25 protein-coding genes and 1 pseudogene are annotated in these 24,412 nt (G+C 69.7%); 11 read left to right on the forward strand and 15 right to left on the reverse strand.

Going from position 1 to position 24,412, the window contains the following annotated elements:
* Positions 1 to 52: 52 nt before the first annotated feature.
* The 6 genes from ACWCXB_RS07585 to ACWCXB_RS07610 form a co-directional block, all read right to left on the reverse strand.
* Positions 53 to 1,105 carry an ABC transporter ATP-binding protein gene (locus ACWCXB_RS07585; protein ID WP_450720016.1) on the reverse strand — a complete coding sequence of 351 codons (1,053 nt, stop codon included), beginning with the start codon at positions 1,103 to 1,105 and terminating at the stop codon, positions 53 to 55.
* A complete protein-coding gene (locus ACWCXB_RS07590) occupies positions 1,102 to 1,845 on the reverse strand; it encodes a phosphonatase-like hydrolase (protein ID WP_450720018.1) in 744 nt (247 codons plus the stop codon). Before ACWCXB_RS07590 ends, ACWCXB_RS07585 begins: the two co-directional genes overlap by 4 nt.
* Positions 1,846 to 1,853: 8 nt before the next feature.
* On the reverse strand, positions 1,854 to 2,990 hold the full coding sequence (locus ACWCXB_RS07595; RefSeq protein ID WP_450720020.1) for a TIGR03364 family FAD-dependent oxidoreductase: 1,137 nt from the start codon (positions 2,988 to 2,990) through the stop codon (positions 1,854 to 1,856).
* A gap of 138 nt (positions 2,991 to 3,128) precedes the next feature.
* Positions 3,129 to 3,902, reverse strand: coding sequence for a GntR family transcriptional regulator (locus ACWCXB_RS07600; protein WP_450720022.1), 774 nt, complete (start codon positions 3,900 to 3,902; stop codon positions 3,129 to 3,131).
* A gap of 35 nt (positions 3,903 to 3,937) precedes the next feature.
* Positions 3,938 to 4,699 carry a hypothetical protein gene (locus ACWCXB_RS07605; protein WP_450720024.1) on the reverse strand — a complete coding sequence of 254 codons (762 nt, stop codon included), beginning with the start codon at positions 4,697 to 4,699 and terminating at the stop codon, positions 3,938 to 3,940.
* 319 nt (positions 4,700 to 5,018) lie between these two features.
* Entirely contained in the window at positions 5,019 to 6,347 is a 1,329-nt protein-coding gene (locus ACWCXB_RS07610) for an ROK family transcriptional regulator (RefSeq protein WP_450720026.1), read from the reverse strand.
* Positions 6,348 to 6,395: 48 nt separating this feature from the next.
* On the opposite strand from ACWCXB_RS07610, the gene ACWCXB_RS07615 reads away from it, so the two are divergent.
* The 4 genes from ACWCXB_RS07615 to ACWCXB_RS07630 all read left to right on the forward strand — a co-directional run bounded on the left by ACWCXB_RS07615 (position 6,396) and on the right by ACWCXB_RS07630 (position 10,484).
* The gene (locus ACWCXB_RS07615; RefSeq protein ID WP_450720028.1) at positions 6,396 to 7,505 is read left to right on the forward strand and encodes a Gfo/Idh/MocA family oxidoreductase; all 1,110 of its coding nucleotides are present in this window, start codon (positions 6,396 to 6,398) and stop codon (positions 7,503 to 7,505) included.
* Positions 7,502 to 7,987 carry a heme-degrading domain-containing protein gene (locus ACWCXB_RS07620; RefSeq protein ID WP_450720030.1) on the forward strand — a complete coding sequence of 162 codons (486 nt, stop codon included), beginning with the start codon at positions 7,502 to 7,504 and terminating at the stop codon, positions 7,985 to 7,987. Before ACWCXB_RS07615 ends, ACWCXB_RS07620 begins: the two co-directional genes overlap by 4 nt.
* A 317-nt stretch (positions 7,988 to 8,304) precedes the next feature.
* Positions 8,305 to 9,906, forward strand: coding sequence for a hypothetical protein (locus ACWCXB_RS07625; protein WP_450720032.1), 1,602 nt, complete (start codon positions 8,305 to 8,307; stop codon positions 9,904 to 9,906).
* 68 nt (positions 9,907 to 9,974) lie between these two features.
* The gene (locus ACWCXB_RS07630; protein ID WP_450720034.1) at positions 9,975 to 10,484 is read left to right on the forward strand and encodes a carboxypeptidase-like regulatory domain-containing protein; all 510 of its coding nucleotides are present in this window, start codon (positions 9,975 to 9,977) and stop codon (positions 10,482 to 10,484) included.
* Positions 10,485 to 10,584: 100 nt separating this feature from the next.
* Here ACWCXB_RS07630 and ACWCXB_RS07635 read toward each other — a convergent pair whose 3' ends face one another.
* The 4 genes from ACWCXB_RS07635 to ACWCXB_RS07650 form a co-directional block, all read right to left on the reverse strand.
* Positions 10,585 to 11,445, reverse strand: a complete 861-nt coding sequence (locus ACWCXB_RS07635; RefSeq protein ID WP_450720036.1) for a fumarylacetoacetate hydrolase family protein — start codon at positions 11,443 to 11,445, stop codon at positions 10,585 to 10,587.
* A gap of 125 nt (positions 11,446 to 11,570) precedes the next feature.
* Positions 11,571 to 12,275: a YidC/Oxa1 family membrane protein insertase gene (locus ACWCXB_RS07640; RefSeq protein WP_450720111.1), complete on the reverse strand. Its 705-nt coding sequence runs from the start codon at positions 12,273 to 12,275 to the stop codon at positions 11,571 to 11,573.
* Positions 12,276 to 12,464: 189 nt separating this feature from the next.
* Positions 12,465 to 12,776, reverse strand: coding sequence for a DUF6412 domain-containing protein (locus tag ACWCXB_RS07645; RefSeq protein ID WP_450720038.1), 312 nt, complete (start codon positions 12,774 to 12,776; stop codon positions 12,465 to 12,467).
* A gap of 125 nt (positions 12,777 to 12,901) precedes the next feature.
* Positions 12,902 to 13,429 carry a winged helix-turn-helix transcriptional regulator gene (locus ACWCXB_RS07650; protein WP_450720040.1) on the reverse strand — a complete coding sequence of 176 codons (528 nt, stop codon included), beginning with the start codon at positions 13,427 to 13,429 and terminating at the stop codon, positions 12,902 to 12,904.
* A gap of 93 nt (positions 13,430 to 13,522) precedes the next feature.
* On the opposite strand from ACWCXB_RS07650, the gene ACWCXB_RS07655 reads away from it, so the two are divergent.
* Complete coding sequence (locus ACWCXB_RS07655) at positions 13,523 to 15,004, forward strand: MFS transporter (protein WP_450720042.1); 1,482 nt, start codon at positions 13,523 to 13,525, stop codon at positions 15,002 to 15,004.
* On the opposite strand, the gene ACWCXB_RS07660 is transcribed toward ACWCXB_RS07655, so the two are convergent.
* Together ACWCXB_RS07660 and ACWCXB_RS07665 are read right to left on the reverse strand one after the other, a co-directional pair.
* Positions 15,001 to 15,555: a hypothetical protein gene (locus ACWCXB_RS07660; RefSeq protein WP_450720044.1), complete on the reverse strand. Its 555-nt coding sequence runs from the start codon at positions 15,553 to 15,555 to the stop codon at positions 15,001 to 15,003. The genes ACWCXB_RS07655 and ACWCXB_RS07660 overlap by 4 nt on opposite strands.
* 125 nt (positions 15,556 to 15,680) lie before the next feature.
* Positions 15,681 to 16,472 carry a class E sortase gene (locus ACWCXB_RS07665; RefSeq protein WP_450720113.1) on the reverse strand — a complete coding sequence of 264 codons (792 nt, stop codon included), beginning with the start codon at positions 16,470 to 16,472 and terminating at the stop codon, positions 15,681 to 15,683.
* Positions 16,473 to 16,559: 87 nt separating this feature from the next.
* On the opposite strand from ACWCXB_RS07665, the gene ACWCXB_RS07670 reads away from it, so the two are divergent.
* The 3 genes from ACWCXB_RS07670 to ACWCXB_RS07680 all read left to right on the forward strand — a co-directional run bounded on the left by ACWCXB_RS07670 (position 16,560) and on the right by ACWCXB_RS07680 (position 21,274).
* Positions 16,560 to 17,564, forward strand: coding sequence for an SEC-C metal-binding domain-containing protein (locus ACWCXB_RS07670; RefSeq protein ID WP_450720046.1), 1,005 nt, complete (start codon positions 16,560 to 16,562; stop codon positions 17,562 to 17,564).
* A 56-nt stretch (positions 17,565 to 17,620) separates the two neighbouring features.
* Positions 17,621 to 18,058 (forward strand): very short patch repair endonuclease, encoded by a 438-nt coding sequence (locus ACWCXB_RS07675; protein WP_450720048.1) that lies wholly within the window; start codon positions 17,621 to 17,623, stop codon positions 18,056 to 18,058.
* 252 nt (positions 18,059 to 18,310) lie between these two features.
* Positions 18,311 to 21,274 carry a DUF3427 domain-containing protein gene (locus tag ACWCXB_RS07680; RefSeq protein WP_450720115.1) on the forward strand — a complete coding sequence of 988 codons (2,964 nt, stop codon included), beginning with the start codon at positions 18,311 to 18,313 and terminating at the stop codon, positions 21,272 to 21,274.
* Between the two features lie 78 nt (positions 21,275 to 21,352).
* Here the strand turns inward: ACWCXB_RS07680 and ACWCXB_RS07685 are convergent, their stop codons facing one another.
* Positions 21,353 to 22,036, reverse strand: a complete 684-nt coding sequence (locus tag ACWCXB_RS07685; protein ID WP_450720050.1) for an ATP-binding protein — start codon at positions 22,034 to 22,036, stop codon at positions 21,353 to 21,355.
* A gap of 204 nt (positions 22,037 to 22,240) precedes the next feature.
* Between ACWCXB_RS07685 and ACWCXB_RS07690 the strand changes: the two genes are divergently transcribed.
* Together ACWCXB_RS07690 and ACWCXB_RS07695 are read left to right on the forward strand one after the other, a co-directional pair.
* Complete coding sequence (locus tag ACWCXB_RS07690) at positions 22,241 to 23,086, forward strand: helix-turn-helix domain-containing protein (protein ID WP_450720052.1); 846 nt, start codon at positions 22,241 to 22,243, stop codon at positions 23,084 to 23,086.
* Positions 23,086 to 23,280: a DUF397 domain-containing protein gene (locus ACWCXB_RS07695; protein WP_450720054.1), complete on the forward strand. Its 195-nt coding sequence runs from the start codon at positions 23,086 to 23,088 to the stop codon at positions 23,278 to 23,280. The genes ACWCXB_RS07690 and ACWCXB_RS07695 overlap by 1 nt, the downstream gene beginning before the upstream one ends.
* 9 nt (positions 23,281 to 23,289) lie before the next feature.
* Here the strand turns inward: ACWCXB_RS07695 and ACWCXB_RS07700 are convergent, their stop codons facing one another.
* On the reverse strand, positions 23,290 to 23,634 hold the full coding sequence (locus ACWCXB_RS07700; RefSeq protein WP_450720056.1) for a hypothetical protein: 345 nt from the start codon (positions 23,632 to 23,634) through the stop codon (positions 23,290 to 23,292).
* 82 nt (positions 23,635 to 23,716) lie between these two features.
* Here ACWCXB_RS07700 and ACWCXB_RS07705 point away from each other — a divergent pair, with 82 nt between their 5' ends.
* The gene (locus ACWCXB_RS07705) at positions 23,717 to 24,013 is read left to right on the forward strand and encodes a hypothetical protein (protein ID WP_443329573.1); all 297 of its coding nucleotides are present in this window, start codon (positions 23,717 to 23,719) and stop codon (positions 24,011 to 24,013) included.
* 75 nt (positions 24,014 to 24,088) lie between these two features.
* Here ACWCXB_RS07705 and ACWCXB_RS07710 read toward each other — a convergent pair.
* Positions 24,089 to 24,319: pseudogene (locus tag ACWCXB_RS07710) on the reverse strand (IS256 family transposase); the annotation flags it as partial.
* Positions 24,320 to 24,412 lie beyond the last annotated feature (93 nt).

Consider the following 24,412-nt stretch of genomic DNA (forward strand, 5'->3'; position numbering starts at 1 on the left):
GGTGGGCACAACCCCCGGTACCGGCTGCTGTTCCGTGAGGCGTCCGCTCGGACTACGCATCGCTCACCCCTGCGGCCAGCAGCACCGCGTCCTCGGGCGCGAAGTGCACCGTGACCTCGTCCCCGAGCGCGGGGGTCTCGCGGAGTTCGCGCAGGTCCGCCTTGACCTGGTGCCCGTCGACGTCCACGTACACCCGGTGCGTTGCCCCGCGCCACTGCACCTCGGCGATCCGCCCCCGCAGCGCGTTCGGCCCCTCCCCCAGCCCCACGAGGTGCGGCCGTACGCACAGGGTGGCGTGGGCGCCCGGCGCGACACCGGCGGTGGGGACCTTCAGTTCCTCACCGGCGAAGGTCACCACGTCCGAGCCGACCGTCACCGGCAGCAGATTCGCGTTGCCGACGAACGACGCCGTGAACTCCGTCCGCGGCCGCCGGTACAGGTCCTGCGGCGTTCCGCAGTCCTGGAGCCGGGCCTTGTCCATGACCGCGATCCGGTCGACCAGGGTCAGCGCCTCGACCTGGTCATGGGTGACGTAGAGGATCGACACGTCGGGCAGTTCGCGGTGCAGCCGCGCCAGCTCGGCCAGCATCCCCGACCGCAGCTGCGCGTCCAGCGCGGACAGCGGCTCGTCGAGGAGCAGCACGTTCGGCCGGATCGCGAGCGCGCGGGCGATCGCGACGCGCTGCTGCTGCCCGCCCGAGAGCTCGCGGGGGTACCGCTTGGCGTACGCGGCCATGCCGGTCATCTCCAGCGCCTCGGCGACGCGCCCGGGTATCCCGTCCTTCGGCGCCTTCTGCGCCTTGAGTCCGAAGGCCACATTGGCCTCGACGCGCAGGTGCGGGAAGAGGGCGTACTGCTGGACGACCATGCCGATGCCGCGCCGGTGCGGCGGCAGGCCGGTGACGTCCCGGTCGCCGATGAACACCCGCCCGGAGACGGGCCGTACGAATCCGGCGACCGCGCGCAGGGCGGTGGTCTTGCCGGAGCCGGAGGGGCCGAGGAGGGCCATGACCTCGCCGGGCTCGACGGTCAGGTCGAGGCTGTCGAGGACGGTGGTACCGCCGTACGCGACACAGACGCGGTCGAAGCGGATGCCGCTGGTCATGCGTCGTCCTCCACCTGCGCCAGCAGCGCGGGCAGTTCGGCGACGGAACCGAGGACGTGCGTGGCGCCGTTCCCCGTCAGCAGCGCCTCGTCGTGGGCGCCGGTCCGCACACCCGCCACGACACCCGCACCGGCGCGTACGCCGCTGAGCATGTCGTACGAGGTGTCGCCGGCGACCACGATCTGCCGCACGCCGACCACCGCGCCCGTGCGCAGGAACGCGGCGAGCACCATGTCCGGGTACGGGCGACCGCGCCCGCCCGCGTCGGCCGGGCAGAGGGTGAGGTCCGCCAGGCCCTGCCAGCCGAGCGCGTCGAGGATCGCGTCCTGGGTGACCCGGGCGAACCCGGTGGTGAGGACGACGGTCCTGCCCTGCTCCCGGAGTTGCTCGATGGCGGCGCGGGCGCCGGGGATCTCGGCGATGCGGCCGCCGTCGACGAGCTCGCCGTACGCCTCCTCGAAGGCCTTGTTGGCCGCCTGGGCCCTGGTCTCGTCGCCGAAGAGGTGACGGAAGACGGAGATCTTGGACTCGCCCATGGTGGCGCGGACGTAATCGAGCATGCCGGGCATCGACTCCGGCGCGGCGCCGATGCGTTCGGCCGCTGTGGTGAATGCCTGCTCGACGAGGCCGCCGTCGGCGACGGTGGTGCCGGCCATGTCGAGGACGACGAGGTTCAGCTTCTGCGGAGCGGTCGTGGGCGTGGGCGGGGTCGGGGTCGTGGTCGCGGTCGTGTCGGTCATGTGGTGGTTCACCAGCCCAGTTCGTCGGCGGTCGTCTCGGCGATGGCGGGCGAGCAGGTCATGCCGCGCCCGCCGGGTCCGGTCACCAGCCACACGCCGTCGCGCACCTGCCGGCGGTGGACGACGCGGGAGGTGTCGGTGCACTGCGCGTACACGCCGGCCCAGCGGCGGCGGATCTTCGGCAGTGGACGGCCCAGGAAACCCTCGATGACCTGCGTGAGGTGCTCGTAGGGGTCCTCGAGGGTGTCGAAGGCGAAGGGGTGCTCGTACTCGTGCGTGTCGCCGATGGTCAGCCCGCCGTCCCGGCGCTGGACCATCAGCAGCTGCATCTTGTGCGCGGCGGCCGTGGGCTGCTGCGCCTGCCCGGCGTTGAGGGCGTCGAGCGCGTCGGAGGCGTACGCCGGGTAGTAGCGGAAGGAGTCGGCGTCGGCGACGGACGTGGTGAGCGGCTCGCCGAGCGGGTCGGTCTGCGCCATCTGGAGCCGCACGCGGCGCACGGGGAGGTCGGGGGCGAGCTCGCGGACGAGTCCGCCGAGCCAGGCGCCGGTGCACAGGACGACGGCGTCGCCGCTGTGCACGTCACCGTAGTCGTCGCGCACGGCGCTGCGTCCGTTCTTCCCGGGCTCGATGACCTCGCGGACCTCGCGTCCGGGCAGGAAGGTGTAGCGGCCGGACGCCAGCAGGGCCTTGCGCAGCGCGAGTTGTGCGGTACGTGGCTCCACGGCCGCGTCCCGCTCGCAGTACAGGGCCGATACGAACTCACCGCGCAGGGCCGGGTTGATGACACGCGCCTCGTCCGCGGTGACCAGCTTGTAGCCGCGGGCGGCGGCGTCGGCCCGGGCGACGGCCGCCTCGGCGACGGCGAGCTCCGGATCATTGCGTACGGGCGTCAGCGAACCGATGGCCCGGAACCCGAGCTCGGGGACCCGGGCGCCGATGCCCTCCCACAGCTCCCGCGCCCGCAGCGCGGTCTCCAGCTCCTCGCCGCCGGCGCGGCCGCTCACCCATATCTGCCCGAAGTTGCGCAGGCTGGCCCCGCGCGCTTCGGCCTCCCGCTCGATCTGTACGACCTCGTGGCCGCGCTCCACTGCTTGCCAGGCGTGCATGGTTCCCACCACGCCGGCTCCTACGACGATGACTCGCATGGCCGCAACGCTCCTCGCGGCCGGTGGCCCGATGGGGGCCGGTCGGCAACGGGACGGTGAACGGGCCATCAAGCTTGGCCTAGACCCATTATCCTTTCGTGACTATTACGGGGTGGCGCAGCAAGGCCGCCGCAGGCGCTACGACCCGCCCACCAGATGCGCGGAGAAGCTGAAGCGGTCCCCCCGGTACAAGGTCCGCACCCGCTCCAGCGGCCGCTTCGCCGTGTCCCGCGAGACCCGGTGGATCAGCAGCATGGGCAGCGCGGGCGGTGTCCCGATGAGCAGCGCCTCCCGCGGTGTCGCCAGTACCGTCTCGATGCGCTCGTCCGCGTCGCCGAACTCGATCCCGAGCCGGTCGCGGAGGTACGCGTAGAAGGACGAGTCCGGGTCGAAGTCGCTGTCGAGCCGCGGCACGCGCGCGACCGAGACGTACGTGCTCTCCAGCCCGACCCGCTCCTCGTCCGCGAGCAGCACACGCTCCATGTGCCAGACGGGTTCGCCCCGCTCAAGACCGGTCTCCTCGGCGAGCCGCGGCGTGCACGGGAAACGATCGAGGGAGATGAGGTTACGGCCAGGCGTACGGCCCTGACGTCGCACACCCTCGGTGTAGCTCGCGAGCGACAGCGGCTGCTCCAGCTTGGGGCCCGCGACGACGGTGCCCCTGCCCTGGCGGCGGAGCCGGCCTTCGAGGAGGAGCTCGCGCAGCGCCTGGCGAACGGTCTCGCGCGAGACCTCGAACCGTACGGCGAGGTCGCGTTCGGTGGGCAGCAGTCCGCCTTCGCCCAGCTCGTCTATCAGGGCGGCCACTTGGGCCTTGACCGCGTAGTACTTCGGGATACGGCCGTGCTCGGGGATGCCGGAGCGGACGGGCGCGCCGGGCGCCTGGTCGCTCGGGTAGTTCGGGTGGTCCACCGGGGGATGTTCGCAGACGCGGGTGAACGGCCAGGTCAGCGGCGCCCGGAACGCAGCCTGCGGGCACCCACGAGGAGCAGGAGCCCGGCGGCGACGAGTGCGCTGACGGCGGCGGCGAGGCCGATGTCGTACTGCGTGCCGGTCGGGGCGAGCTCGTCGGGGTCGGGCAGGGCCTCCTCGTACAGCTGCTGCTCGGAGGCGAGCAGGCTGAAGGTGTAGTCGCCGGACTGCCCCACCCAGTCGCCGTCGGCGCCGCGGCGCTGGACGACGGCCGCGTTGGCGACGACGGAGTCGGCGAGCGTGTCGGCGGCGGGGAACGCGAGGCGGACGGGGATGGTGAGGGTGGCGCGGCCGGGGAGGGTGAAGCCGCCGAATTCACTTTCGCGCGTATTACCCCCACCGAACGCGCCGACCGCCTCCCCCTGGTCGGTCTGCTCGAACGTCACCGGCCGCCAGATCCCTCGCCCCTGGTCGTAGAACTCCATCCGGATCCTGGCGGGGGTGAGCACATGGTCCCGGCCCAGGAGCACGACGACCGGGTGGATGTTCCGGCAGGGCTCGGCGGTGGTGTTGACCAGCTCGACGGAGAACTCCCCGGCACCGGAACCGGCCCGGTACGCGGCCGGGCCGCCCTGGATCCCGGCGACGACGGGGAAGGCCGTGGCGCGTACGTCACCGCAGACGGGCTGCATCGGCGGTTCCGCGCTGTAGGCCTGGGCGGCCGCGACGGCCTGGCCGACGAGGACGACGGGGACGATCACGACCGCGGCGAGCGAGAGGGCGAGGGCGTTGCGCATATGTAGAGGCCTTTGCTGCTCGCGGACCGCCGTGGGGATCACCTGGCCTTGGCCGGGGACCACCCTGCCCCCATCAAAACCGCCCGAGCGCAGCCACACGATCGCGTAGGGCCGAACAGCCGCAATACGTCCTTCCTATCGGCGCTTTTCACCCGGCGGCGGTTGGGTGCGAACGTCATGAGGTGCTGCGGTCATGAGGTGCTGCGGTCATGAGGTGCTGCGGTCATGAGGTGCTGCGGTCATGAGGCACGGCGGTCATGAGGCACGGCGGTCATGGGGCACAGCAGTCATGAGGCACGGCGGTCATGAGGCACAGCGGTCATGGGGCACTGCGCGGCTCGGCCCTCAGCGGTGGCGGGGACGCATACGCCGCCTCCGCCCGCCCGAACACCGGCGCGAGCACCAGCTGGGCCGCGCCCTCGGCGACCCGGTAGGCACCGCCGCCCGCGGGCCCTACCTGCGCCCGGGTGCGAGAGACGAGCGTGGCCCGCACCCCGCGTATGAACTCCGCCTCGGCCGCGGCGACGACCCGGCCGCCGAGCAGCACCTGGTCGATGTCGAGCAGCTCGACCAGGTTCGCGACACCGACCCCGAGCACCCTCGCGGCTTCCGCGACGTCACCCCGGGCGACGGCGGCGAGACACAGCGCCTCGATGCACCCGCGCTTGCCGCATCCGCACGGGGGTCCGTCGAGCTGGACGATCTGGTGACCGAACTCCCCGGCCCCCGTCCGCACTCCCCGGTACAGCTCCCCGTCGAGTACAAGTCCCGCGCCGATCCCGGTTCCGAGGTGCAGATACGCGAAGGAACCACCCGTCCCGCGCAGGACGAGCCCGAGGGCGGCGGCATTGGTGTCCTTGTCGAGCACGACCGGGAGCCCGAGCCGGGCGGCCAACTCGTCGCGCAGCCGGTACCCGTCCCACTCCGGGTACCCGGTGACCCGGTGGGGCACCCCGGCGAGGTGGTCGAGCGGCCCGGGCATGGCCACCCCGACGCCGAGCACCAGCGCGTGCTCTCCCTTTCGCGGAATGCGGCCGTCCGCCGCCTCCTCGGCCGTCCTCTCGGCCATATTCCCGGCCGTCTTCCCGGCCGTCTTCCCGGCCTCCTCCTGGGCCGATGAGGAGGCCAGGGAGTCGGCCAGCAAGGTCTGCACCTGCTTCGTCGCCTGCCCGGTCACGACATCCGGGCCGGCGCCGAAGTCCAGGGGAACGACCCGTGTGGCGACCCGCGTACCGGCCAGGTCCAGCAGCACCGCCGTCATCTCGTCGCGGTCAAGCTGCACCCCCACCGCGTACGCCGCCGACCGCACCAGGCACAGCACCGTGCGCGGCTTGCCCCCGGTCGAGGCGCGGGTTCCGGCCTCGGCGACCAGCCCCTCGTCCCGGAGCCGCGCCGTGATCTTGCTGACGGCCTGCGGGGTGAGGCCGGTGCTGTCGGCGAGCTCGAGCCGGCTTATGCCGTTCTCTCCCGCGGCGCGCAGCAGATCGAGCACCAGGGCCGAGTTGTGAGTGCGCAGCAACGGCAGATTGACGCCGGGTCCTCCGCCCGCCGCGGCCCCTCCGGCAGACCCGCCCGCGGACGCGCCCGCACCCGCGTCCTCTCCGGGTGCTCCTATCGCCCTGGCCCTGTTCACCCTCACGCTTCCCATTGTGCTCCCCGCTTGCCCTTTGGCAACAGCGTTGCTTAAGTAGGAGGCGTGACTGGTACCGCCTCCCCTCTGCGCGTCGGACTCGTGGGCTACGGCCTCGCGGGCTCCGTCTTCCACGCTCCGCTGATCGCCGCGACCGAGGGTCTCGTCCTCGACACGGTCGTGACGTCGAACGAGGAGCGCCAGAAGCAGGCCCGCGCCGAGTTCCCCGACGTCCGTTTCGCCGCCACGTCCGACGAGCTGTGGTCGCGCGCGGAGGAGCTCGACCTGATCGTGATCGCGTCCCCGAACAAGACGCATGTCCCGGTCGCGACCGCTGCCCTGCAGGCCGGTCTCCCGGTGGTCGTGGACAAGCCGATCGCGGGCACGGCCGCCGAGGCACGCTCCCTCGCGGCCCTCGCCGAGGAGCGCGGCCTGCTCCTCTCGGTCTTCCAGAACCGCCGCTGGGACAACGACTTCCTCACCCTCCGGGCGCTCCTCGCGGACGGCGAGCTCGGCGAGGTCCAGCGTTTCGAGTCCCGCTTCGAGCGCTGGCGCCCCCAGCTCAAGGGCGGCTGGCGCGAGTCCGGCGCCCCTGAGGAGATCGGCGGTCTGCTCTACGACCTGGGCAGCCACGTCGTCGACCAGGCCCTGGTCCTCTTCGGCCCGGCGGTGCGGGTGTACGCGGAGTCCGACGTACGCCGTCCTGGCGCCGAGACCGACGACGACACGTTCATCGCCCTCACCCATGCGAACGGCGTCCGCTCGCACCTGTACATGAGCGCGACCACGGCCCAGCTCGGCCCCCGCTTCCGGGTCCTCGGCTCGGCCGCCGGCTACGTCAAGTACGGCCTCGATCCTCAGGAGGCCGCCCTGCGCGACGGCAAGCGCCCGTCCCCGGACGACGACGCCGGCTGGGGCGTGGAGCCGGAGTCCCTGTGGGGCCGGATCGGCTCGGGTGAGTCACCGCTCACGGGCGGCGGGCGACCGGTCCAGACTCTGCCGGGCGACTACCCGGCGTACTACGCGGCGATCGCCGCCGCCCTCCGCGACGGCACCCCGCCTCCGGTCACGGCCCACGAGGCGGCCGCCGCCCTCGACGTCCTGGAGGCGGCCCGCCGCTCCGCCCGCGAGGGCATCACCGTGGAGCTGGAGCTGGAGCCGGAGCTCGGCGCATGAGCGCCGCCCCCGGCCCCTCCGGCGCCCCCGGCATCGAGGCGCTCGAGACCCAGGAACGGCAGCTGACGCTGCGCCAGTTCACGTACAGCGACGCCTGGACGCTCGGCTCGATGCTCGTCGAGCTGGCGCGCGAGCGCCGCGCGCCGGTCGCGATCGACATCCGCCGCGGCGGCCAGCAGCTCTTCCACAGCGCGCTGCCGGGCTCGTCGGCCGACAACGACGCCTGGATCGACCGCAAGCGCCGCGTCGTCGAACGCTACGGCGAGAGCTCGCTCCTCGTCGGCAGCCGGTTCCGCGCCAAGGGGACGACGTTCGAGGAGTCGTCCCGTCTCGATCCCGACCGGTACGCGGCGCACGGCGGATCGTTCCCGATCCGCGTCAAGGGCGCCGGCGTCATCGGCACGGTCACGGTCTCCGGCCTTCCCCAGGCCGAGGACCACGCGATGGTGGTCGAGGCGCTGACGCGCCTCATGTCCACCTGAGCCCGCGGAGGGGGTGAATCCCCCGCACCCCCTCCGCGGCCCCTACTCCGCGGGCCCCTTCTCCGCGGCCCCTTCTCCACGGCCCCTTCTCCGCGCCGTCACCTCTGTAGCGGCTTGGGCTGTCGGCGTCTCACGGGGCGTGAACTGCAGTTCTCTGGAGGAGCCATCTGCTGACCGGAGATATCAGCATTCAGGTGGTTTCCCTGGCCACCTCCCTCCAGCTCCCGGTCATTCGCCGTTTCCCCTCACACGATGAGCGCAGGAATCCCGATGCGTGGTTGCCTCGCGACCGCGAGAACTCGAGATGAGGACCTGCCTTGACGTCCAGAACGAGAGCCCGGCGAGTTCTGCCGCTCCTGCTGGTGACGCTCGCGCTGAGCTTGGGCCTGCCACGGACGGCGGCCGGGACCACGGCGAACGGCGAACCGTCCGCCGTGGTGGCGACGGACGAGATCCGGGTATCCGCGGCGAGGGTCGCCACCCCAAGGGGTCACGCCCAGCCCGTGAAGCAGACCCCGGTACCGGCGCCGCGGCTCACGGCGACCGCCCGGCAGCTCGCCGCGTCCCGGGCGATGAAGCCGCCCGAGCGCCCGGCGGTTCCCGTTCGGCGGTCCGGTGCCCTCGCGCCACCCGCACTCCAGAGCAACTTCGAGGGGCTCGGCCAGAGTCCGTCCGGCCAGCGCCCGCCGGACACGCACGGCGCCGTTGGGCTCAACCACTTCGTGGAAGTCACGAACGGCCGTGGGCTCGGCATGTTCCAGAAGTCGAACGGCGCGCTCGTGAAGAGCGTGACGTTCGCCAGTTTCTTCGGCTACACGGCGCAGACGATCTTCGACCCGCGGGTCGTCTACGACAAGAAGTGGAACCGATGGGTCGTCGTCGCCACGGCGTTCCAGGAGAGTGCCACGATCCAGAACGTTTTCCTCGCGGTGTCCACGACCTCCGACCCCACGGGCTCCTTCTACTTCTACAAGTTCGACGTGCCGGAGCCGTCAGGAGACTTCTTCGACTTCCCTCAGCTCGGCATGGACCAGGACGCCGTGATCGTGACGGCCAACATCTTCACCGGGAACACCTACGCCCGTTCGCGGGTGATGGGCTTCGCCAAGTCGGACATCTACAACGGACGCGCCTTCTCCATGCTCTACCTCAGCCTCGGCGCGGTGGGCTCCTTGGCGCCTCCGATCGTGGAGGACAACAACGCGAACGCGTTTCTCGTGGTGGCCGACGTAAGCTCGCCCACCGTACTGAAACTGTTCCGCGCGAGTGGCCTCGGCCGGAGCAACGCGAGTATCACCGCCCCGGTCAATGTGCCGGTGCCCGCGTTCTCGTTGCCGCCGACCGCCCGTCAGCCCGGAGTCGCCGACCGGCTCGACACCCTCGACGCCCGTTTCCAGAACGCCAGTACGCAGATCGGCAACCGGCTCCTGAACGTCCACACCATCAACGTGGGCAACTTCCCGACACCGCGGTGGTACCAGATCAACACCAGCACCAACACGGTGGCACCCACGGAGATGGGCGTCCTCCGCGAAGGCGTCGATTCGGACGACTTCAACCCCGCGGTCGCCGGTTCGGCCGTCGGCGGCACCGCCCTGAACCCCATCGGCCGGATGTTCTTCACCTGGTCCTCGACCGATGCGGTCGGCGCGGGCCAGCACCACGCCGGTGTGAAGGGGAGCGGGCGCCTGGCCACCGACCCCGTCAACATCACCGGGGGCGCGACCCTCACCACGGCGACGACTGCGTACAACCCCTCGACCAGCACCGTCGAGCGATGGGGCGACTACTCCGCGGTGTCGATCGACCCCGTGGCGTCCGGCACGTGCGCTGCCGGCCAGCGTGCCTGGATCGTCAACGAGCGGCACGTCAACACGACCCAATGGGGCTCGCGAATCGGCGGGTTCGGCTTCTGCTGACCGGGTACGCGGTGGCGGGGTGGTCCGGAACGACCCCACCCCGCCACCGCTCCGAAGGAGTGAGCGCCATGTCGGAGCGTCCCGGCCGGCTTCACCGTCCCACCGCGTGCGGAAGGTCCGTACGGCGATGCCGCCTGTTCACCGCGACACCGCTGGTCGTGCTGGCCGGGCTGGTCGTGCTGGTGGCGCTCACCACCGGATGCAGGAGCTCACCCGACGTGAAGTCCAGCAGTTCCCCGACGCCGCCGGCACTGCCGACGCCTCCGACGTCGGGGGTGGTGGGTGTGGTGGTCCTGTACCCGGTCTGCCCGGTCGAGAGCGTCCCGGCAGAGGGCAGTGAGGACCCCTGCCGGGCGGTACCCACCGAGGCGACCGTACGGGTGCGCGACGCCTCGGACGCCCTCGTGGCGACCACGCGCAGCGGGCACGACGGCAGGTTCCGGGCCTCGCTCCGGCCCGGCGAGTACGTGCTGGAGGCCACGGCCCCCGGGAGCACCGGCTGTCACCCGATCGGCGTGACCGTCACGCCCGGCACGTACGCGAACGTGACAGTCCACTGCGACACAGGCATCCGCTGAGTCCGCAGAGTGCGCGCACTCACCGGCGGCCCGCGCCGCACGGGGCCGGGGCTGGAGCCGGGGACAGCAGCTGCCTGGCCGCCGCCCCCGCCGGAAGGCCTTACGCGTCCTTCAGCTCCTGCCGCTGCCGCCCGAGCCCCTCGACCTCCAGCTCGACGACGTCCCCGGCCCGCAGGAACGGCTTGGGCTCCGGCTGCCCCAGCGCCACGCCCGCAGGAGTACCGGTGTTGATGACGTCCCCCGGGTACAGGGTCATGAACTGGCTGACGTACCGCACCACTTCGGCCACCGGGAAGATCTGGTCGGCGGTGGACCCGTTCTGCTTCAGCTCGCCGTTGACCCAGAGCTTCAGCGACAGCGCCTGCGGGTCGGGCACCTCGTCCCGCGTCACCAGCCAGGGGCCCAGCGGGTTGAACGTCTCGCAGTTCTTGCCCTTGTCCCACGTACCGCCGCGCTCTATCTGGAACTCGCGCTCCGACACGTCATGCGCCACCGCGTAGCCCGCGACATGCGCGAGCGCCTCCTGCGCCGACTCCAGGTAGCGCGCGGTACGTCCGATGACCACCGCGAGCTCGACCTCCCAGTCCGTCTTCACGCTGTTGCGCGGTACGAGCACGGTGTCGTTCGGGCCGACGACCGTGTCGGCGGCCTTGAAGAAGACGACCGGCTCGGCCGGGGTCGCGGCACCGGTCTCCGCCGCATGGTCGTGGTAGTTCAGCCCGATGCACACGACCTTGCCGATGCGCGCGAGCGGCGGGCCTATGCGCAGCCCAGCCGCGTCGAGCACGGGCAGCTCGCCGGCCTCGGCGGCCGCCCGGATCCGGTCCAGTGCGGCATCGTCGGCGAGCAGGGCCCCATCGACGTCCGCCACCAGCCCGGACAGGTCGCGGAGGGTGGTCCCGTCCTGGTCGAGCAGCGCCGGACGTTCCGAGCCCGCCGTACCGACACGCAGCAGCTTCATGGTCTTTCTCCCTGTGGTCGAGGTGGCCCCGGCCGATGGGGTGCGGCCATCGGAGAATGCAGAGGGTTGGTCGATCCTCCAAGACATCCGACCACCCCGCAAGACCCCGTTCACACACTGGACCGTTACCCGGCGGTAGCCGGGTACAGGAACACCCTCTCCACCGCGCCCCAGGTAGTGCTGGTGACCACGTACAGCGCCACCGCCAACGGCATGACTGCCACGGTGACGAGCGTGCCGAAGGAGAGCAGCGGCAGCACCTTCGTCATCACCCCCGCGCCCGGCAACTGCGGCTGGTCCTGCCGGCCCATGACCGCGAGCTGCCGCCTCGTCCGCACATACGTGAACGTGGCCACCGCACCGACGATCGCGAACAGCGACACGTACACGAGCCCTGCCGCCCCGAACACCCCGCCGTCCGCGAGCGCATCCGCCCACCGGCCCCCGAGCGGCGCGGCGAAGAGATCACCGCTGACGCTGCCGCCCGCGAACAGGTGGTACAGCAGGAAGAACGCCGGCGCCTGCATCAGGCCGGGCAGAAGCCCGGACAGCGGCGACACGTTCTCCCTCGCGTGCAACTCCAGGACCGCCTTCTGCAGCCGCTCCGGGTTCTTGCCGTGCTTCTTGCGCAACTCGCCGATCTGCGGCGCGAGTCGCGCCCGTGCCCTCTGCCCGCGCGCGGCCGCCCGCGAGAGCGGATGAATGGTGGCCCGCACCAGGACGGTGAACAGGACGACCGCCACGGCCGTCGCGGAGCCGTGGAACACCGGCTGCACAAGGTCGGCGAGCTGGTCGACCAGAGCAGCGAAGAAGGACGTGATGGATGTGATGGATGCGGACGCGGACGTGGACGCGGACATGGAGGCCCTCCGGGGCTCGTCGTGCCGGAAACAAACAGACATGTCGGCATGACGGCATCGCGAAGGGGTGAGCGGGTGCGCCCGTGAACAAATGACCTCGAGTGTGGGTGCTCGGGTGCAGGTGGTCTCGGGTGCGTGCGGGTGGACTCGGGTGTGCCCCTACGCGGCCGTCGTGGAGGGGCAGCCGGGAGCTCGGGGCCTGATGCGGCCCGAGGCGTCGGGGTCACGCTGCGGCAGGAAAGCCGTGCGCTGCTCACGGTCGCGTATCGCGGTCCGTATTCGCGTGGGCTGCACTCGCGGCACCGACCGCGAGAGGACCAGCGCGCAGGCGACGAGCGCCGCACCGACCGCGGCGGTGGCGGCGAGGGCAACGGCGGTGGAGAAGCCGATCCCTTCGGCAAGGAACACCTCGACGAGGATGAAGAGCAGCACCGCGAGCGGCCGCAGCATCCGCCACGAACTCCCGTTCATGCGTGCCCCCTTCGCTCTCCCCGTCGGGCGATGCGAACTTTCATTCGCTCCTTCATCGTTATACACGAGCGACATCGCCCCCGGGTTCCCTGTGGACAACCCTCATCGAACCCCGCACCGGACTCTCATACACGTTCCGTTTCGAGGGGTTCCAGCAACCGCCGCGGCCGCAGCAGCGCGCGGCTGACCGGATCCGCGGGGTCCGGGTCCAGGGCCGGCCCCGGGTGCATCTCGACGTCCGCGGGCGGCACGCCGACGCCGCAGGCCGGGCACTCGCCGTACGCGCCCAGCTCCGTACCGCACGCGGCATGCCGGAAGAGACGCACCCGTCGGCCGCCGGGGAGGTCGCGCCCCCACCGACCGAGCGAGCGCAGGACGGGCCAGAGCTCCAGGCCGCGCTCGGTGAGTACGTACTCGTCGCGCGGCGGGGACTCCTGGTACCGGCGCTTCTCCAGCACCCCCGCACGGGTGAGCGCCACCAGCCGCCCGGCCAGCACGGCGCGCGGGGCGCCGAGGTGCACCAGGAAGTCGTTGTATCGGCGCACGCCGTAGAAAGCGTCGCGCACGATGAGCAGCGTCCACCGTTCACCGATGACCTCCAGCGCGCGGGCGATGGAGCACTGCTGTGCCGCGTAGTCCTTACCCAGAGCCATGGCACCAGCGTACTCGCCGGCAGTTCAATGACCGAACCCACTGTGCTAGGGTCACGAAGAGGAAGAGGGTTCATTCACCGAACCTTGCTTTCCGTGACGATCCGAATCGACTTTGGGAACCCCATGGCACAGGCCCAGGACACCCACCCCGACACGGCCTCCAGCACCGGCACCGGCACCGGCACCGGCACCGGATCCGCCCCCGGCACCAGCACCAGATCCGCCCCCGGCACCGGCACCGCCCCCGGCGCGACCCTCGCCGTCACCAGCGCCGCGACCGCCGTCGCGCTGATGAACTACACCGCGCCGATGCTGACGCTCCCCGACATGGCGGCCGCGTTCGGAACCCCGCCCTCCGCCCAGGCCTGGCTGCTCAACGGCACCCCGCTCGGCCTCGCCGCCCTCCTCCTCGTCGCGGGCGCCCTCGCCGACGACTACGGCCGACGCCGCGTGTTCCTCGCGGGCACGCTCGCGCTCGCCGTCACGACCGGCATCGGCGCGTTCGCCGACTCGACCCTGACCTTCACCGTCGCCCGTATCGCCCAGGGCGCGGCGAGCGCGGCGATCCTCGCGAGCAGCCTCGGCCTCCTCGTCCACGTCTTCCCCGCGGGAACCGCACGGATCAGGGCGACCGGCGTGTGGGGCGCGTTCGTCAGTGCCGGGATCGCCGCCGGCCCGCTGCTCGCGGGCGCGCTCGGCACGGTCGACTGGCGGCTCGTGTACGGCGTACTCGCGCTCGCCGCCCTCGCGACCGGCGCGCTCGCCTTCCGTACTCTCGCCGAGTCCCGCGCCCCGCACGCCGGACGGCCCGATCTGCCGGGCGCGCTGACCCTCGGACTGGCGCTGACCGCGCTGCTCACGGCCCTCACCCTGGGCCGCGACGGCTGGCTGCGCGCGCCCGTCGGCCTGCTGGCGGCCGCTTCCGTGGTCCTGCTGGCGGTGTTCGTGCTGGTCGAGCGCCGGAGTACGGACCCCATGATCGACCTGGGGCTGTTCCGCCGGCCGCTCTTCCTCTCCGCCTCGTCGGGCGCGCTGTTCACGGGCCTTGCCGTGATCGGCCTGTTCAGCTATCTGCCCACGATGCTGCAGCAGGCGACGAGGATCTCTCCGCTCGGCGCCGCGTGGTTGTTCCTGCTCTGGTCGGGTACGGCGTTCCTGGTCGCCCTGCAGGCGAAGCGGCTGCCGGGCCGGGTCACCGCCCGCCACCAACTGGCCCTGGGCTTCGTCCTGTCGGCGGCAGGCGTGCTCGCGATGCTCGGCGCGGTGTCCCCAGCGGGTGGCTGGGGACGTCTGCTGCCGGGCCTCGCCGTCGCGGGCGTCGGCAGCGGACTGCTGAACGCCGCCCTGCCCCGCCTCTCCGTCGAGTCCGTACCGCCGGAGCGCGCGGCGATGGGCTCGGGCGCCAACAACACGGCCCGCTACATCGGTTCCTCCGCGGGCGTGGCCCTCACGATCGCGGTGGCGTCGGCGGGCACGAACGCGGCGCTGACCGTCTCGGCGGGACTGTCACTGCTGGGCGCGGTGGCGGTACTGGCGTTCCGACCGGGACGCGCCGTTCCACGTGCCCCCCGCTAGTGGCGGTCGACGATCGCCGTGCCCGGCGCGAAGTGCGCGACGGCGGCGGCGAGCCTCCCCTTGTCGAGCCGCCAGCCGTTCACGGCCCTGGACGCCATGAGCAGATCGACCGGTACGGGCGCGAGCGCCCCGCCCACGGCGCGAGCGAACCGCCCCTGCCCGGGCCCCGGCAGCGGCGGCGCGCCCTCGGGGCGAGCCACGCCGATCCACGGGATGGTCGCATGGGGCACGCGCTGCTGCCAGAGGACCACGGCCGTGATGTCCTCCCAGGGCACATGGACGGTGGTGGCCCGGTAGCGGAGGGGGCTTCCGCCGAGTAGCACGCCCGACTCGTCGACGCGGAACGCCACTTTCCGGGTCAGCGCCCCGGCGGTCATGAGCAAACCCCCGCCGCCGAACAGGACCAGGGTCGCGATCTGCAACCTCCAGGAGAAGTCGGCCCCCGGTATCAGCGCCGCCGCACAGAACAGGGCGGAAACGGCAAGGACCGCGACGGTCCGACGGTCGAACCCGTACCGCGCCTCGTAGACGGGCGCCTTGCTGTCACTCATGCACGGATCATGACAACAACCCGCCCCTGGGGGTAGGCGCGAAGCGCGTGACGAATCACCGGCATGGGCTGAGATGTGCGGTCCGGCACGCCGGTCCGACGACCGGACGATCCACGACTGACCGCCTAACGGGGCCGCATCGAGGCGAGCTTCCCCCACACCACGAGCCGGTACTTGGACGTGTACTCGGGCGTGCAGGTCGTCAGGGTCATGAAATAGCCGGGCTCGCTGTACCCGTACCCCGGCTTCACCACACTCCTCGGCACGGCCGCGATCACCCCGCCGTCACGCGCGGACGTCTGCGGCAGCCTCTTGTCCACCAGATAAGTGAAAACGGCGCCCCGCGTCTCGATCTCGACCTTGTCCCCGCTCCGCAGCCGGTTGATGTACCGGAACGGCTCGCCGTGCGTATTGCGATGCCCGGCGACCGCGAAGTTGCCGGCCTGCCCGGGCTGGGCGGTCCGCGGATAGTGCCCGACGTACCCCTTGTCCAGTACGCCCCGTTTCCCGATCCCCTGCGCGACGGGCGCGACGACCCCGAGCCGCGGGATGCGGAGGACGGCGTACGCCTGGTCCCAGCGTGGTGCGGACCGCCGGGCGCCCGGGGCCTGGCGCCCCGTCCCTCCTCCGTCCCCTCCCTGCTCGTCGGCCTCCGCCCCACCCTCGGAGGCGTCGGGAGCGTCGGAGGCCCCGGGAGCGGCCTGCTCCCCCTCCCATTCCCGCTCCAGGACCTGGACCTGGCGTTCGGCGCCTTCCCTGGCCTGCCGGTTGGTCCACCACAGCTGGTGTACGACGAGGAGCAGTACGACTACGCCGAAGGTCACGGCGATCTCGGCGGCGGCCCACAGCCCGCGGGCGAGCGCCACCCATCCCCGGGTCCGCCCCCGCTGAACGACCACAGGTATCCGCTCCGGCATCAGCTCCCGCACGGCCCGCACGATAAGGGCAGCCCCTCCAACTAACCAGGCCCCTGCGCGGCCCCGTACAGCAGTACGGTGTGCTGCATGCGCCCCGACACGCCTGCTGACCACACCACCGAAGCCGAGCGCCTGCTGCGCACCGCGGAGCAGTACCCGGAGGACCGTGAACCGCTGCTGCTCCAGGCCGCGGCCCATCTGGAGCTGTCGGGCGACCGTGCCCGCGCGACCGGCCTTTACGACCGCCTCCTCGCCGCCGGCCCGGAGAATCCCCAGCTGATCAAGGCGTTGCAGGCGGCGAACCTGTGGGAGTACGGCCACGAGGCCGAGGCCCGCGCGATCATCGACGGCATCCGCGCGGCCGCCCCGGACGAAGCGGCCCCGTGGGAGATCGTCGCCGAGACCCTCGAGGCCCATGACGAGCTCGACGCGGCCCACGACGCCTTCACGACGGCCGTCACCCGCCTCGTCGACCCGGAAGACGAGATCCCGTACCCCTCGCAGTCCCTCCTCACCGGCCGCCACCGCGTCCGCCGCCTTCTGGCCCTCCCCCACGACGACTGGGACGTCCTGGCGGACCGCCTCCACAACGCGGCCGTGCCCCTGGACGAGCTACACGACCCCAAGCGCCTCTGGTCCCTCGGCTCATCGGACCCCATCGAACTCCGCGCCGAAATCGACCGTCTCCGCTCCGAGCTGGGCACCTACCGCGCGGCCCTCTCCCGCCCCTTCCCGGTCGCGATCCTCCACTGGCCGACCCCCGAGCTCGCCGAACTCCTCGCCGCGTACCCCTCCCTGGCGGCGGAGTACCCGACCCACGACGCCCACCTCACGTCGATCGAGTCCGCCCTCCGCGACCTCTCCGCCACGGGCACGGGCAACCTCGGCATCGTCACCGGCACGGTCCCGTCCTACGAGGCCTTCGCCGCCTCCGAGGCCGCCTCCCCGGCCGACCCGAACCTGCTGCCGCAGTACGCGACGACCCTGGCGGCGAGGGGGCGGGCGGTGCCGTGGCCTCCGGCGAGGGGGGCGGGGTGCTGGTGCGGGTCGGGGCAGCCCTACCGGGAGTGTCATGGGGTGGGGCGGGGCTGACCCATTCCCAGAACGCCGATCATCACTCGCCCCTATCGACAGGCCGCCAACGAACAATGAGCAGTGCAGCACGACCTTCCTCTCCCGGCGTCTCCCAGCGCATGAGTCGCCAGGCCAGCCGTGACACGACCGCAGAAGTGGCCGTACGGAGGTTGCTGCACGCATCTGGCCATCGATATCGGCTGCATGTCCGAGTGCCCGGCATGCCCCGCCGGACGATCGATATCGCCTTCACGCGCGCCAAGGTCGCGGTATTCCTGGACGGTTGCTTCTGGCACGGCTGCCCGCAGCACGCCACGCAGCCCAAGGCGAACGCCGAGTGGTGGCGAACCAAGCTCGACCGCAACGTGGCGCGAGATGCGGAGACAACCGAGCATCTCATCGCCGCCGGTTGGACGGTTCTGCGTTTCTGGGAGCACGAGGAACCGACGGCGATCGCCAAGCGGGTGGCGTCGCAGGTTGCCATGAGACTCAAGGCACCGGAGAGCCTGTAAGCGCCGGTGGGGAAGATCGCGATCGGACTGTCAGTGACGCCTGATATCACTAGGCGGATCTGAATGGGGAGGGAAGCAGTGAAGGGCTTCATCGATGGCAATCAGCCTGTTGCCGGGCTATACGAGCAACTGATCACTCTACGCCTCGAAAACCAGCTGAGGTCCCTCGACGCTGAGGGTTGGCACGCCATCGACGACGCCGTGGGACCCGAGTCAGCACCCCACGTCATCGCGCGGCACGTTGCCGAAACGATGAGGCGCGTACTAGAGAGGCTGCCAGCAGCGGAGCGCGTTCACGCGGCCAATCACATTCTCGAGTCGATGAACACCATCGAAGGCGCTCGCGAGTGGGTGGACCTGGTCGCTGACGGCCCCCGGCAATTGCTCGCCATCGCCGAGCAAGAAGCCAAGGGCGTGTACGCGATCCGTCCCGCAACACCCCTGTCCGAGACTGCGCTCATCACGAACTCCCCAGAGGACCCAAGCCTCGGCTTTGAACTGCGTGCAGAGCTTGCGACCGCTGACCGCGTGGACTTGCTCTGCGCCTTCGTGAAGTGGCACGGCCTTCGGGTCATTGAGCAATCCCTTGAAGCCGCTCACGCTCGCGGCGTACCGATTCGCGTCATCACCACCACCTACATCGGCGCCACAGAGCGACGAGCCCTGGACAGGCTGGTCCAGAAGTTCAACGCCGAGGTGAAGGTCAACTACGAGCTGCGGTCCACTCGCCTCCACGCCAAGGCCTGGCTCTTCCGTCGTAACAGCGGGTACGACACGGCGTACGTGGGCAGCTCCAACCTGTCGAAAGCTGCGCTTCTCGACGGCCTTGAGTGGAACGTCCGCCTCTCGTCCATCGCCACTCCCGATGTGCTGCGCAAGTTTGAAGCGACCTTCGACTCGTACTGGAGCGAGTCGGCCTTCGAGCTGTACGACCCCCAACGTGACGCCACACGCCTCGATGAAGCGCTGCAGCAGGCAGGCCGGGGAACCAGCAGCACCGACGGTCGTCACATCACCCTTTCCGGGCTGGAGGTACGCCCGTACCCCCACCAGCGCGACATGCTGGAACGGCTTGAGGTGGAGCGCGGAGTCCACGACCGTCACCGAAACCTGCTGGTCGCCGCGACAGGCACTGGCAAGACAGTTATGGCCGCTCTTGACTACAAGCACCTGAGGCAGAAGTACGGCCGGGATCTGCGCCTGCTGTTCCTCGCCCACCGTCAGGAGATCCTCCGGCAGTCGCTGCGCACGTACCAAGACGTGCTGGTCGACGCCAACTTCGGTGAGGAGCTGCACAGCAGCATCGTTCCCGAGGATTGGAAGCACGTCTTCGCCAGCGTCCAGTCCCTCAATGCCCGCTCTCTGGAGCGCTTTGCGCCTGACCACTTCGATGTCGTCGTCATCGATGAGTTCCACCATGGGGTGTCACCCACCTATCGAAGAATCATCGATCACTTCACACCCCACGAGCTGCTCGGCTTGACGGCCACGCCGGAACGGATGGATGGCCGCAACGTCCAAGACGAGTTCTTCGACGGCCGCATCGCGGCGGAGATGAGGCTCTGGGAGGCCCTTGAGAACGACCTGTTGAGCCCCTTCCACTACTTCGGTGTGACCGACAACACCGATATGAGCGCCATCACCTGGAAGCGGGGCTCGTACGATGCCTCGGCGCTCAGCAACCTCTTCACTGGCAACGACGCCCGCGCCCGCCTCGTCGTTCAGGCCGTCATGGACAAGGTCACTGACCCTGGTTCCATGCGGGCCCTCGGCTTCTGCGTGTCCGTCCGACATGCCCAATTCATGGCGGACTTCTTCCGTCGTGCCGGCCTGAACGCCATCGCACTGTCCGGCGATACACCTCGTGATGAACGCAAGGCAGCACTCGACGCCCTGAGGTCAGGTGAGCTGCAGGTCATCTTCTCGGTCGACCTCTTCAACGAGGGTCTGGACATCCCGGACGTCGACACCCTCCTCCTGCTGCGCCCGACGTCAAGCGCCACTGTCTTCCTTCAGCAGCTGGGACGCGGGCTCCGACGCACCGAGGGCAAGCCAGTGCTCACCGTCCTGGACTTCATCGGCCAGCACCGTAAGGAGTTCCGCTTCGAGGAGCAGTTCCGAGCCCTGACCAATCTGACGCGCAACCGACTGCTGGCCAACATCGAGCACGACTTCCCCCAGCTTCCCTCCGGCTGTCAGATCGTCCTTGAGTCCAAGGCCAAGGAACTGATCATCGACAACATCCGCAGCCAGATCAGCGTCAACGTGACGCAGCTTGCCCGAGAGGTCAGCCAGTACGGTGAGCCTCGGCTCTCGGAGTACCTGAAGGAGAGCGGCCGCGAACTCAAGGAGATCTACCGAGGCAACGGCAACTCCTGGACGGGTCTCCTGCGCCGCGCCAAGCTCCTGCCCTCTCCGGCCCCGGAAGGCGAAGAGGCACTTCTCAAGCGCGTCTCCGCGTTCCTACATGTCGACGACCCACAGCGCGTCGCTGCGTACACGAAGCTCCTCGAGGACGCCGCCCCAGCGTACGACGACCTCAGCGAGCGCGAGCAGGCGTACGCGCGCATGCTCTACTTCTCGCTCTGGCCTCTTGGCGGCTTCGCTACGTACCAGGAGGCGCTGGACTCACTCCGCCCGCACCACGCCTTCCGCAGCGAACTCCGCCAGGTCCTGGCCCACGTCCTCGACCGTGCCGACCACGTCCCGGTCCCCCTCCTCGGCGACCTTGCCGGCCTTCCCCTCACGGTCCACGCCTCGTACAGCCGCGAGGAGATCCTCCCCGCCCTGGGCCAGTCCTTCATCGGCGGCTTCATGCCCGGCCACTTCCGCGAGGGCGTGAAGTGGTGCGAGAACATCCAGACCGATGCGCTCCTGATCACCTTGGAGAAGGACGAGAAGGACTTCTCCCCTCAGACGCGCTACCGGGACTACGCCATGAGCGACTCTCTGTTCCACTGGGAGTCGCAGAACCAGACGTCAGACACATCCCCAACGGGTGTCCGCTACCAGACCCACAAGGAACAGGGCACCCACGTCCTCCTCTTCGTCCGTCGGTACAAGAAGACGGACATCGGCGGGCCTCAGCCCTGGATGCTGTTGGGCCCGGCAGACTACGTCGAGCACAAGGCCAGCAAGCCGATGGGGATCACGTGGAAGCTTCAGCGCGAGATCCCGGCGGATGTGTGGACCTACTCAGCAATCGCCGCGAGTTAGACGGACGCACAAGCCCTGAAGAGTCGCCGTTGCGAGGCAAAGTCATCCGACCCTCATATGCCTGAGCTGCCAAGTCTTTTACCAAACAACCCCGCCTCGGGTAGCACTAGTTGTTTCCTCAATCTCCGCCTCGAAGTGCATCTGAGCCCGGTCCACGGCTTCGTCCGGATTGCAGCCGTGCGCCCGAAGCCAGTGGAGGAGGTCGGCCATCACATCGATCGCCGCCTCTTCCGCACTGGCGAGGCTCAGCCGGCTCCGCCCTTCGGACTTCTGCAACTCGGCTAGGCCATAGAGACCAAGCACAGCCTCCGCCCTTGAGACGCGAGGGCCACCTACGTGACCCTCGGGTGACGTAAGACCTGTCGCCAGCTCGCACCAGGTGACTTTGGTGTCCATTCGCAGAATGACGCCCCATGTGTCAGCAATGCCATCCACCAAGGCGATACCTCGTCCCTTCTCCGCATCCCGTTCTGGAGCGAGGAGAGTCGGCAAGGTGCGAGTGTCCGGATCGTGAACCTCGATGCGCAGCCGTGTGCCGCGCATCGCGACGGCGAGTGTCGTCGGTGTGCCCGAGCCAACGTGAGTGATGACGTTTGACACCAGCTCGCTGACGCAGAGTTGGGCTGCTTCCACCAACTCGTGCAGTCCCCACGCGCCAAGATGCAAGCGCATGATGCGCCGCAGCCCGGCGACCTCCCGAGCCTCAGCCAGGAAGGGGAGCTCCCAAGCCTTGCGCGGTACCTCACAGCGACACTCGCTCATTTCTGTCAATCCTCCGGGGAACCTCGAGCGTTGCGTTGTGTAGCCTCTTGCTTCTTCAGCGTGACACTGAAACTTCCAAAATGGAACTCTCAAAGGGGCCCTGAGGTAGCACGGGGAGGGCAGTGCGCCCCTGGCGTACGCCGACTTGTCTGGGCAGCACTGAGGCATGCACGCTCAGGGAGATCGACACGGAGGGCCTTGACCATGACAGTTGGACCGACCACCCGCAGGCGCCAGCTGGGTGCAGATCTGCGTCGTCTACGAGAGCGCAAAGGCCTCACGCTTGAAGAGGCAGGTGCACTCGTCGGGATCTCAAAGGCGACCCTGAGTCGGTACGAGAAGAAGGAGGGAACCGTTAAGTGGCCTGCTATCGATGCACTTTGCCGCGAGTACGAAGCCACGGACCAGGAGCGACAGACTCTCGTTGAGCTGGCCAAAGGCGCCAAGATTCAGGGCTGGTGGCGATCCCTCGCCGACCCGATCCCCGAGTCGATGAACCTCATGCTCACGCTGGAAGACGAGGTCGTACGGGAGGATCACTACGCCTGCATGTACGTCCCGGGGCTGCTCCAGACCCGCGCTTACGCCGAGGCAGTCCATCGCGCTTCTGAGATGCGGTGCAGTGAGCAAGAGATCGCGCACATGGTCGACATCCGCATGAAGCGACAGGAACTTCTGACGAGAGAGGATCCCCCGCATATCTGGGCTGTGATCGACGAGGCCGTGATTCGCCGCCTGGTCGGTGGGCGTACAGCCATGCGTGAGCAGTTGGAACACCTGGTCTCCCTGACCGAGGTGCCCCACATCACCGTCCAGATACTGCCGTTCGCAAGTGGCGCACACGCCGCGGCCGTCGGCAGCTTCGTTGTCCTCGGCGGGCCTGCCCCGGAACTCGACGTGGTGTACGTGGACATCATCGGCGGAGGCCTCTTCATGGAGAAGCCCGAGGAGCTCGAGCGCTATAAGTTGGCGTTCGAATACTTGCGCGCGCAGGCGTTGGACATCCCGTCGTCGGTCGCGCTCCTCGATCAGGCCTGCAGGGAGCTGTAATGGATCGCGACGACATCGAGTGGTTCAAGTCCTCGTACAGCGGTGGCAGCGGGACGGAATGCGTGGAGGCTGCACGCGTGCCCGGAGGAACCGCCGTTCGGGACAGTAAGCATCCCCTGGGGCAACTGCTCGCGTTCCCCGCGCAGGTCTGGAACAGCTTCACTGGTGCCGTACGGGACGGCGAGATCGGCTGATTGGACATGTCAGGTTGCCCAACTGATGCTCTGATGATCCGGGGTGGCTGTGATCAAGAACCGATCAAGGCCAGGTGCGCCGTCCCGGCGCCAGCGAGCAACGTAGTCCTCGACCTCGTCCCACACACGCCCCGGGCCGCCTTGCCGTACGAGCCAGCGGCTCCCTTCTCGGTACAGCGCCGCCCACGAGCCGGCCTCCACGTCCAGCAGCACGTCCGCCGCCGTGTCGCCACCGCCGAGCGACATCTGGAAGCGCTGGGCCCTCGGGGCCGCGAGCTGGGCGACGAACCGGACCGTCCAGTCGTCGAGAGCGTCCGCGCCGACAACCGCTTCGCGCGCGCTCGCGTCCGTCACCCATAGGGACCACCTTCCCGTGCGGAGCGCACCTTCCCGGTCAACTGTGGACAGCAAGGTGCCGACAACGGACGGAGCCGCTATGGCGATCATCGTGGAGCTCAACATGACCGGAGCCACTCAGGACCAGTATGAGCAGGTCGCCAACAAGGTGACCGGTGGGCGCGGACTGGTCAAGGGACGCTCGGACTGGCCGGTATCCGGAGTCATCGCGCACGTCGCCGGGCCTGGCGAGAACGGCTGGTTCGTGGTGGATGTCTGGGAGTCCGAGGAGGCGTGGCAGCGGTTCGCGGAGATCCTGATGCCGTTTGCGCAAGAGGCCGGAATGCCAGAGTTCCAGCCCAGGATTTACCCGGCCTTCAATGTCGTGACCGAGTAGTGGGCACATGTCCCATGCGGCGCAGAGCTCCGGCTGACGAGCAATTATCAAGAAATTTCTTCGGGTGACGCATGATCAGGCAGCGGCCGCCTCTGCGCGCTCGACCAGGACGCCGTTTTCGAACTTGGCGCCCGTGCGGGCCAGGGCGACGAGGTGGGCGCCGGTCACCGCACGCCAGCGGGCCTGGGCGGACTCGACGAGCTTGAACACCATCGCGAGGGCTGCGGCCGGGCTGCCGGCGCCGCGGGTGACCTTGGTGCGGAGCTTGACGGTGGAGAAGGACTCGATCGGGTTCGTGGTCCGCAGACACCTCACGATGCCAACGCGTCAAGCCGCAGCGGCGAGTTCGGTGGGAAAGGCGGTGTGTTCGTCGAACGGCTTGCAGTGCTGGAGGCAGTG

The sequence above is a fragment of the Streptomyces sp. NPDC001514 genome (assembly GCF_053597075.1).

What these genes read in the sequence shown, in the direction of transcription:
- ACWCXB_RS07585 (WP_450720016.1), bottom strand. Translation starts at nt 1,105, where the DNA reads ATGACCAGCGGCATCCGCTTCGACCGCGTCTGTGTCGCGTACGGCGGT.
- ACWCXB_RS07590 (WP_450720018.1), bottom strand. Translation starts at nt 1,845, where the DNA reads ATGACCGACACGACCGCGACCACGACCCCGACCCCGCCCACGCCCACG.
- ACWCXB_RS07595 (WP_450720020.1), bottom strand. Translation starts at nt 2,990, where the DNA reads ATGCGAGTCATCGTCGTAGGAGCCGGCGTGGTGGGAACCATGCACGCC.
- ACWCXB_RS07605 (WP_450720024.1), bottom strand. Translation starts at nt 4,699, where the DNA reads ATGCGCAACGCCCTCGCCCTCTCGCTCGCCGCGGTCGTGATCGTCCCC.
- ACWCXB_RS07610 (WP_450720026.1), bottom strand. Translation starts at nt 6,347, where the DNA reads ATGGGAAGCGTGAGGGTGAACAGGGCCAGGGCGATAGGAGCACCCGGA.
- ACWCXB_RS07620 (WP_450720030.1), top strand. Translation starts at nt 7,502, where the DNA reads ATGAGCGCCGCCCCCGGCCCCTCCGGCGCCCCCGGCATCGAGGCGCTC.
- ACWCXB_RS07630 (WP_450720034.1), top strand. Translation starts at nt 9,975, where the DNA reads ATGTCGGAGCGTCCCGGCCGGCTTCACCGTCCCACCGCGTGCGGAAGG.
- ACWCXB_RS07635 (WP_450720036.1), bottom strand. Translation starts at nt 11,445, where the DNA reads ATGAAGCTGCTGCGTGTCGGTACGGCGGGCTCGGAACGTCCGGCGCTG.
- ACWCXB_RS07645 (WP_450720038.1), bottom strand. Translation starts at nt 12,776, where the DNA reads ATGAACGGGAGTTCGTGGCGGATGCTGCGGCCGCTCGCGGTGCTGCTC.
- ACWCXB_RS07650 (WP_450720040.1), bottom strand. Translation starts at nt 13,429, where the DNA reads ATGGCTCTGGGTAAGGACTACGCGGCACAGCAGTGCTCCATCGCCCGC.
- ACWCXB_RS07660 (WP_450720044.1), bottom strand. Translation starts at nt 15,555, where the DNA reads ATGAGTGACAGCAAGGCGCCCGTCTACGAGGCGCGGTACGGGTTCGAC.
- ACWCXB_RS07665 (WP_450720113.1), bottom strand. Translation starts at nt 16,472, where the DNA reads ATGCCGGAGCGGATACCTGTGGTCGTTCAGCGGGGGCGGACCCGGGGA.
- ACWCXB_RS07670 (WP_450720046.1), top strand. Translation starts at nt 16,560, where the DNA reads ATGCGCCCCGACACGCCTGCTGACCACACCACCGAAGCCGAGCGCCTG.
- ACWCXB_RS07675 (WP_450720048.1), top strand. Translation starts at nt 17,621, where the DNA reads ATGAGCAGTGCAGCACGACCTTCCTCTCCCGGCGTCTCCCAGCGCATG.
- ACWCXB_RS07680 (WP_450720115.1), top strand. Translation starts at nt 18,311, where the DNA reads ATGAGGCGCGTACTAGAGAGGCTGCCAGCAGCGGAGCGCGTTCACGCG.
- ACWCXB_RS07685 (WP_450720050.1), bottom strand. Translation starts at nt 22,036, where the DNA reads ATGAGCGAGTGTCGCTGTGAGGTACCGCGCAAGGCTTGGGAGCTCCCC.
- ACWCXB_RS07690 (WP_450720052.1), top strand. Translation starts at nt 22,241, where the DNA reads ATGACAGTTGGACCGACCACCCGCAGGCGCCAGCTGGGTGCAGATCTG.
- ACWCXB_RS07695 (WP_450720054.1), top strand. Translation starts at nt 23,086, where the DNA reads ATGGATCGCGACGACATCGAGTGGTTCAAGTCCTCGTACAGCGGTGGC.
- ACWCXB_RS07705 (WP_443329573.1), top strand. Translation starts at nt 23,717, where the DNA reads ATGGCGATCATCGTGGAGCTCAACATGACCGGAGCCACTCAGGACCAG.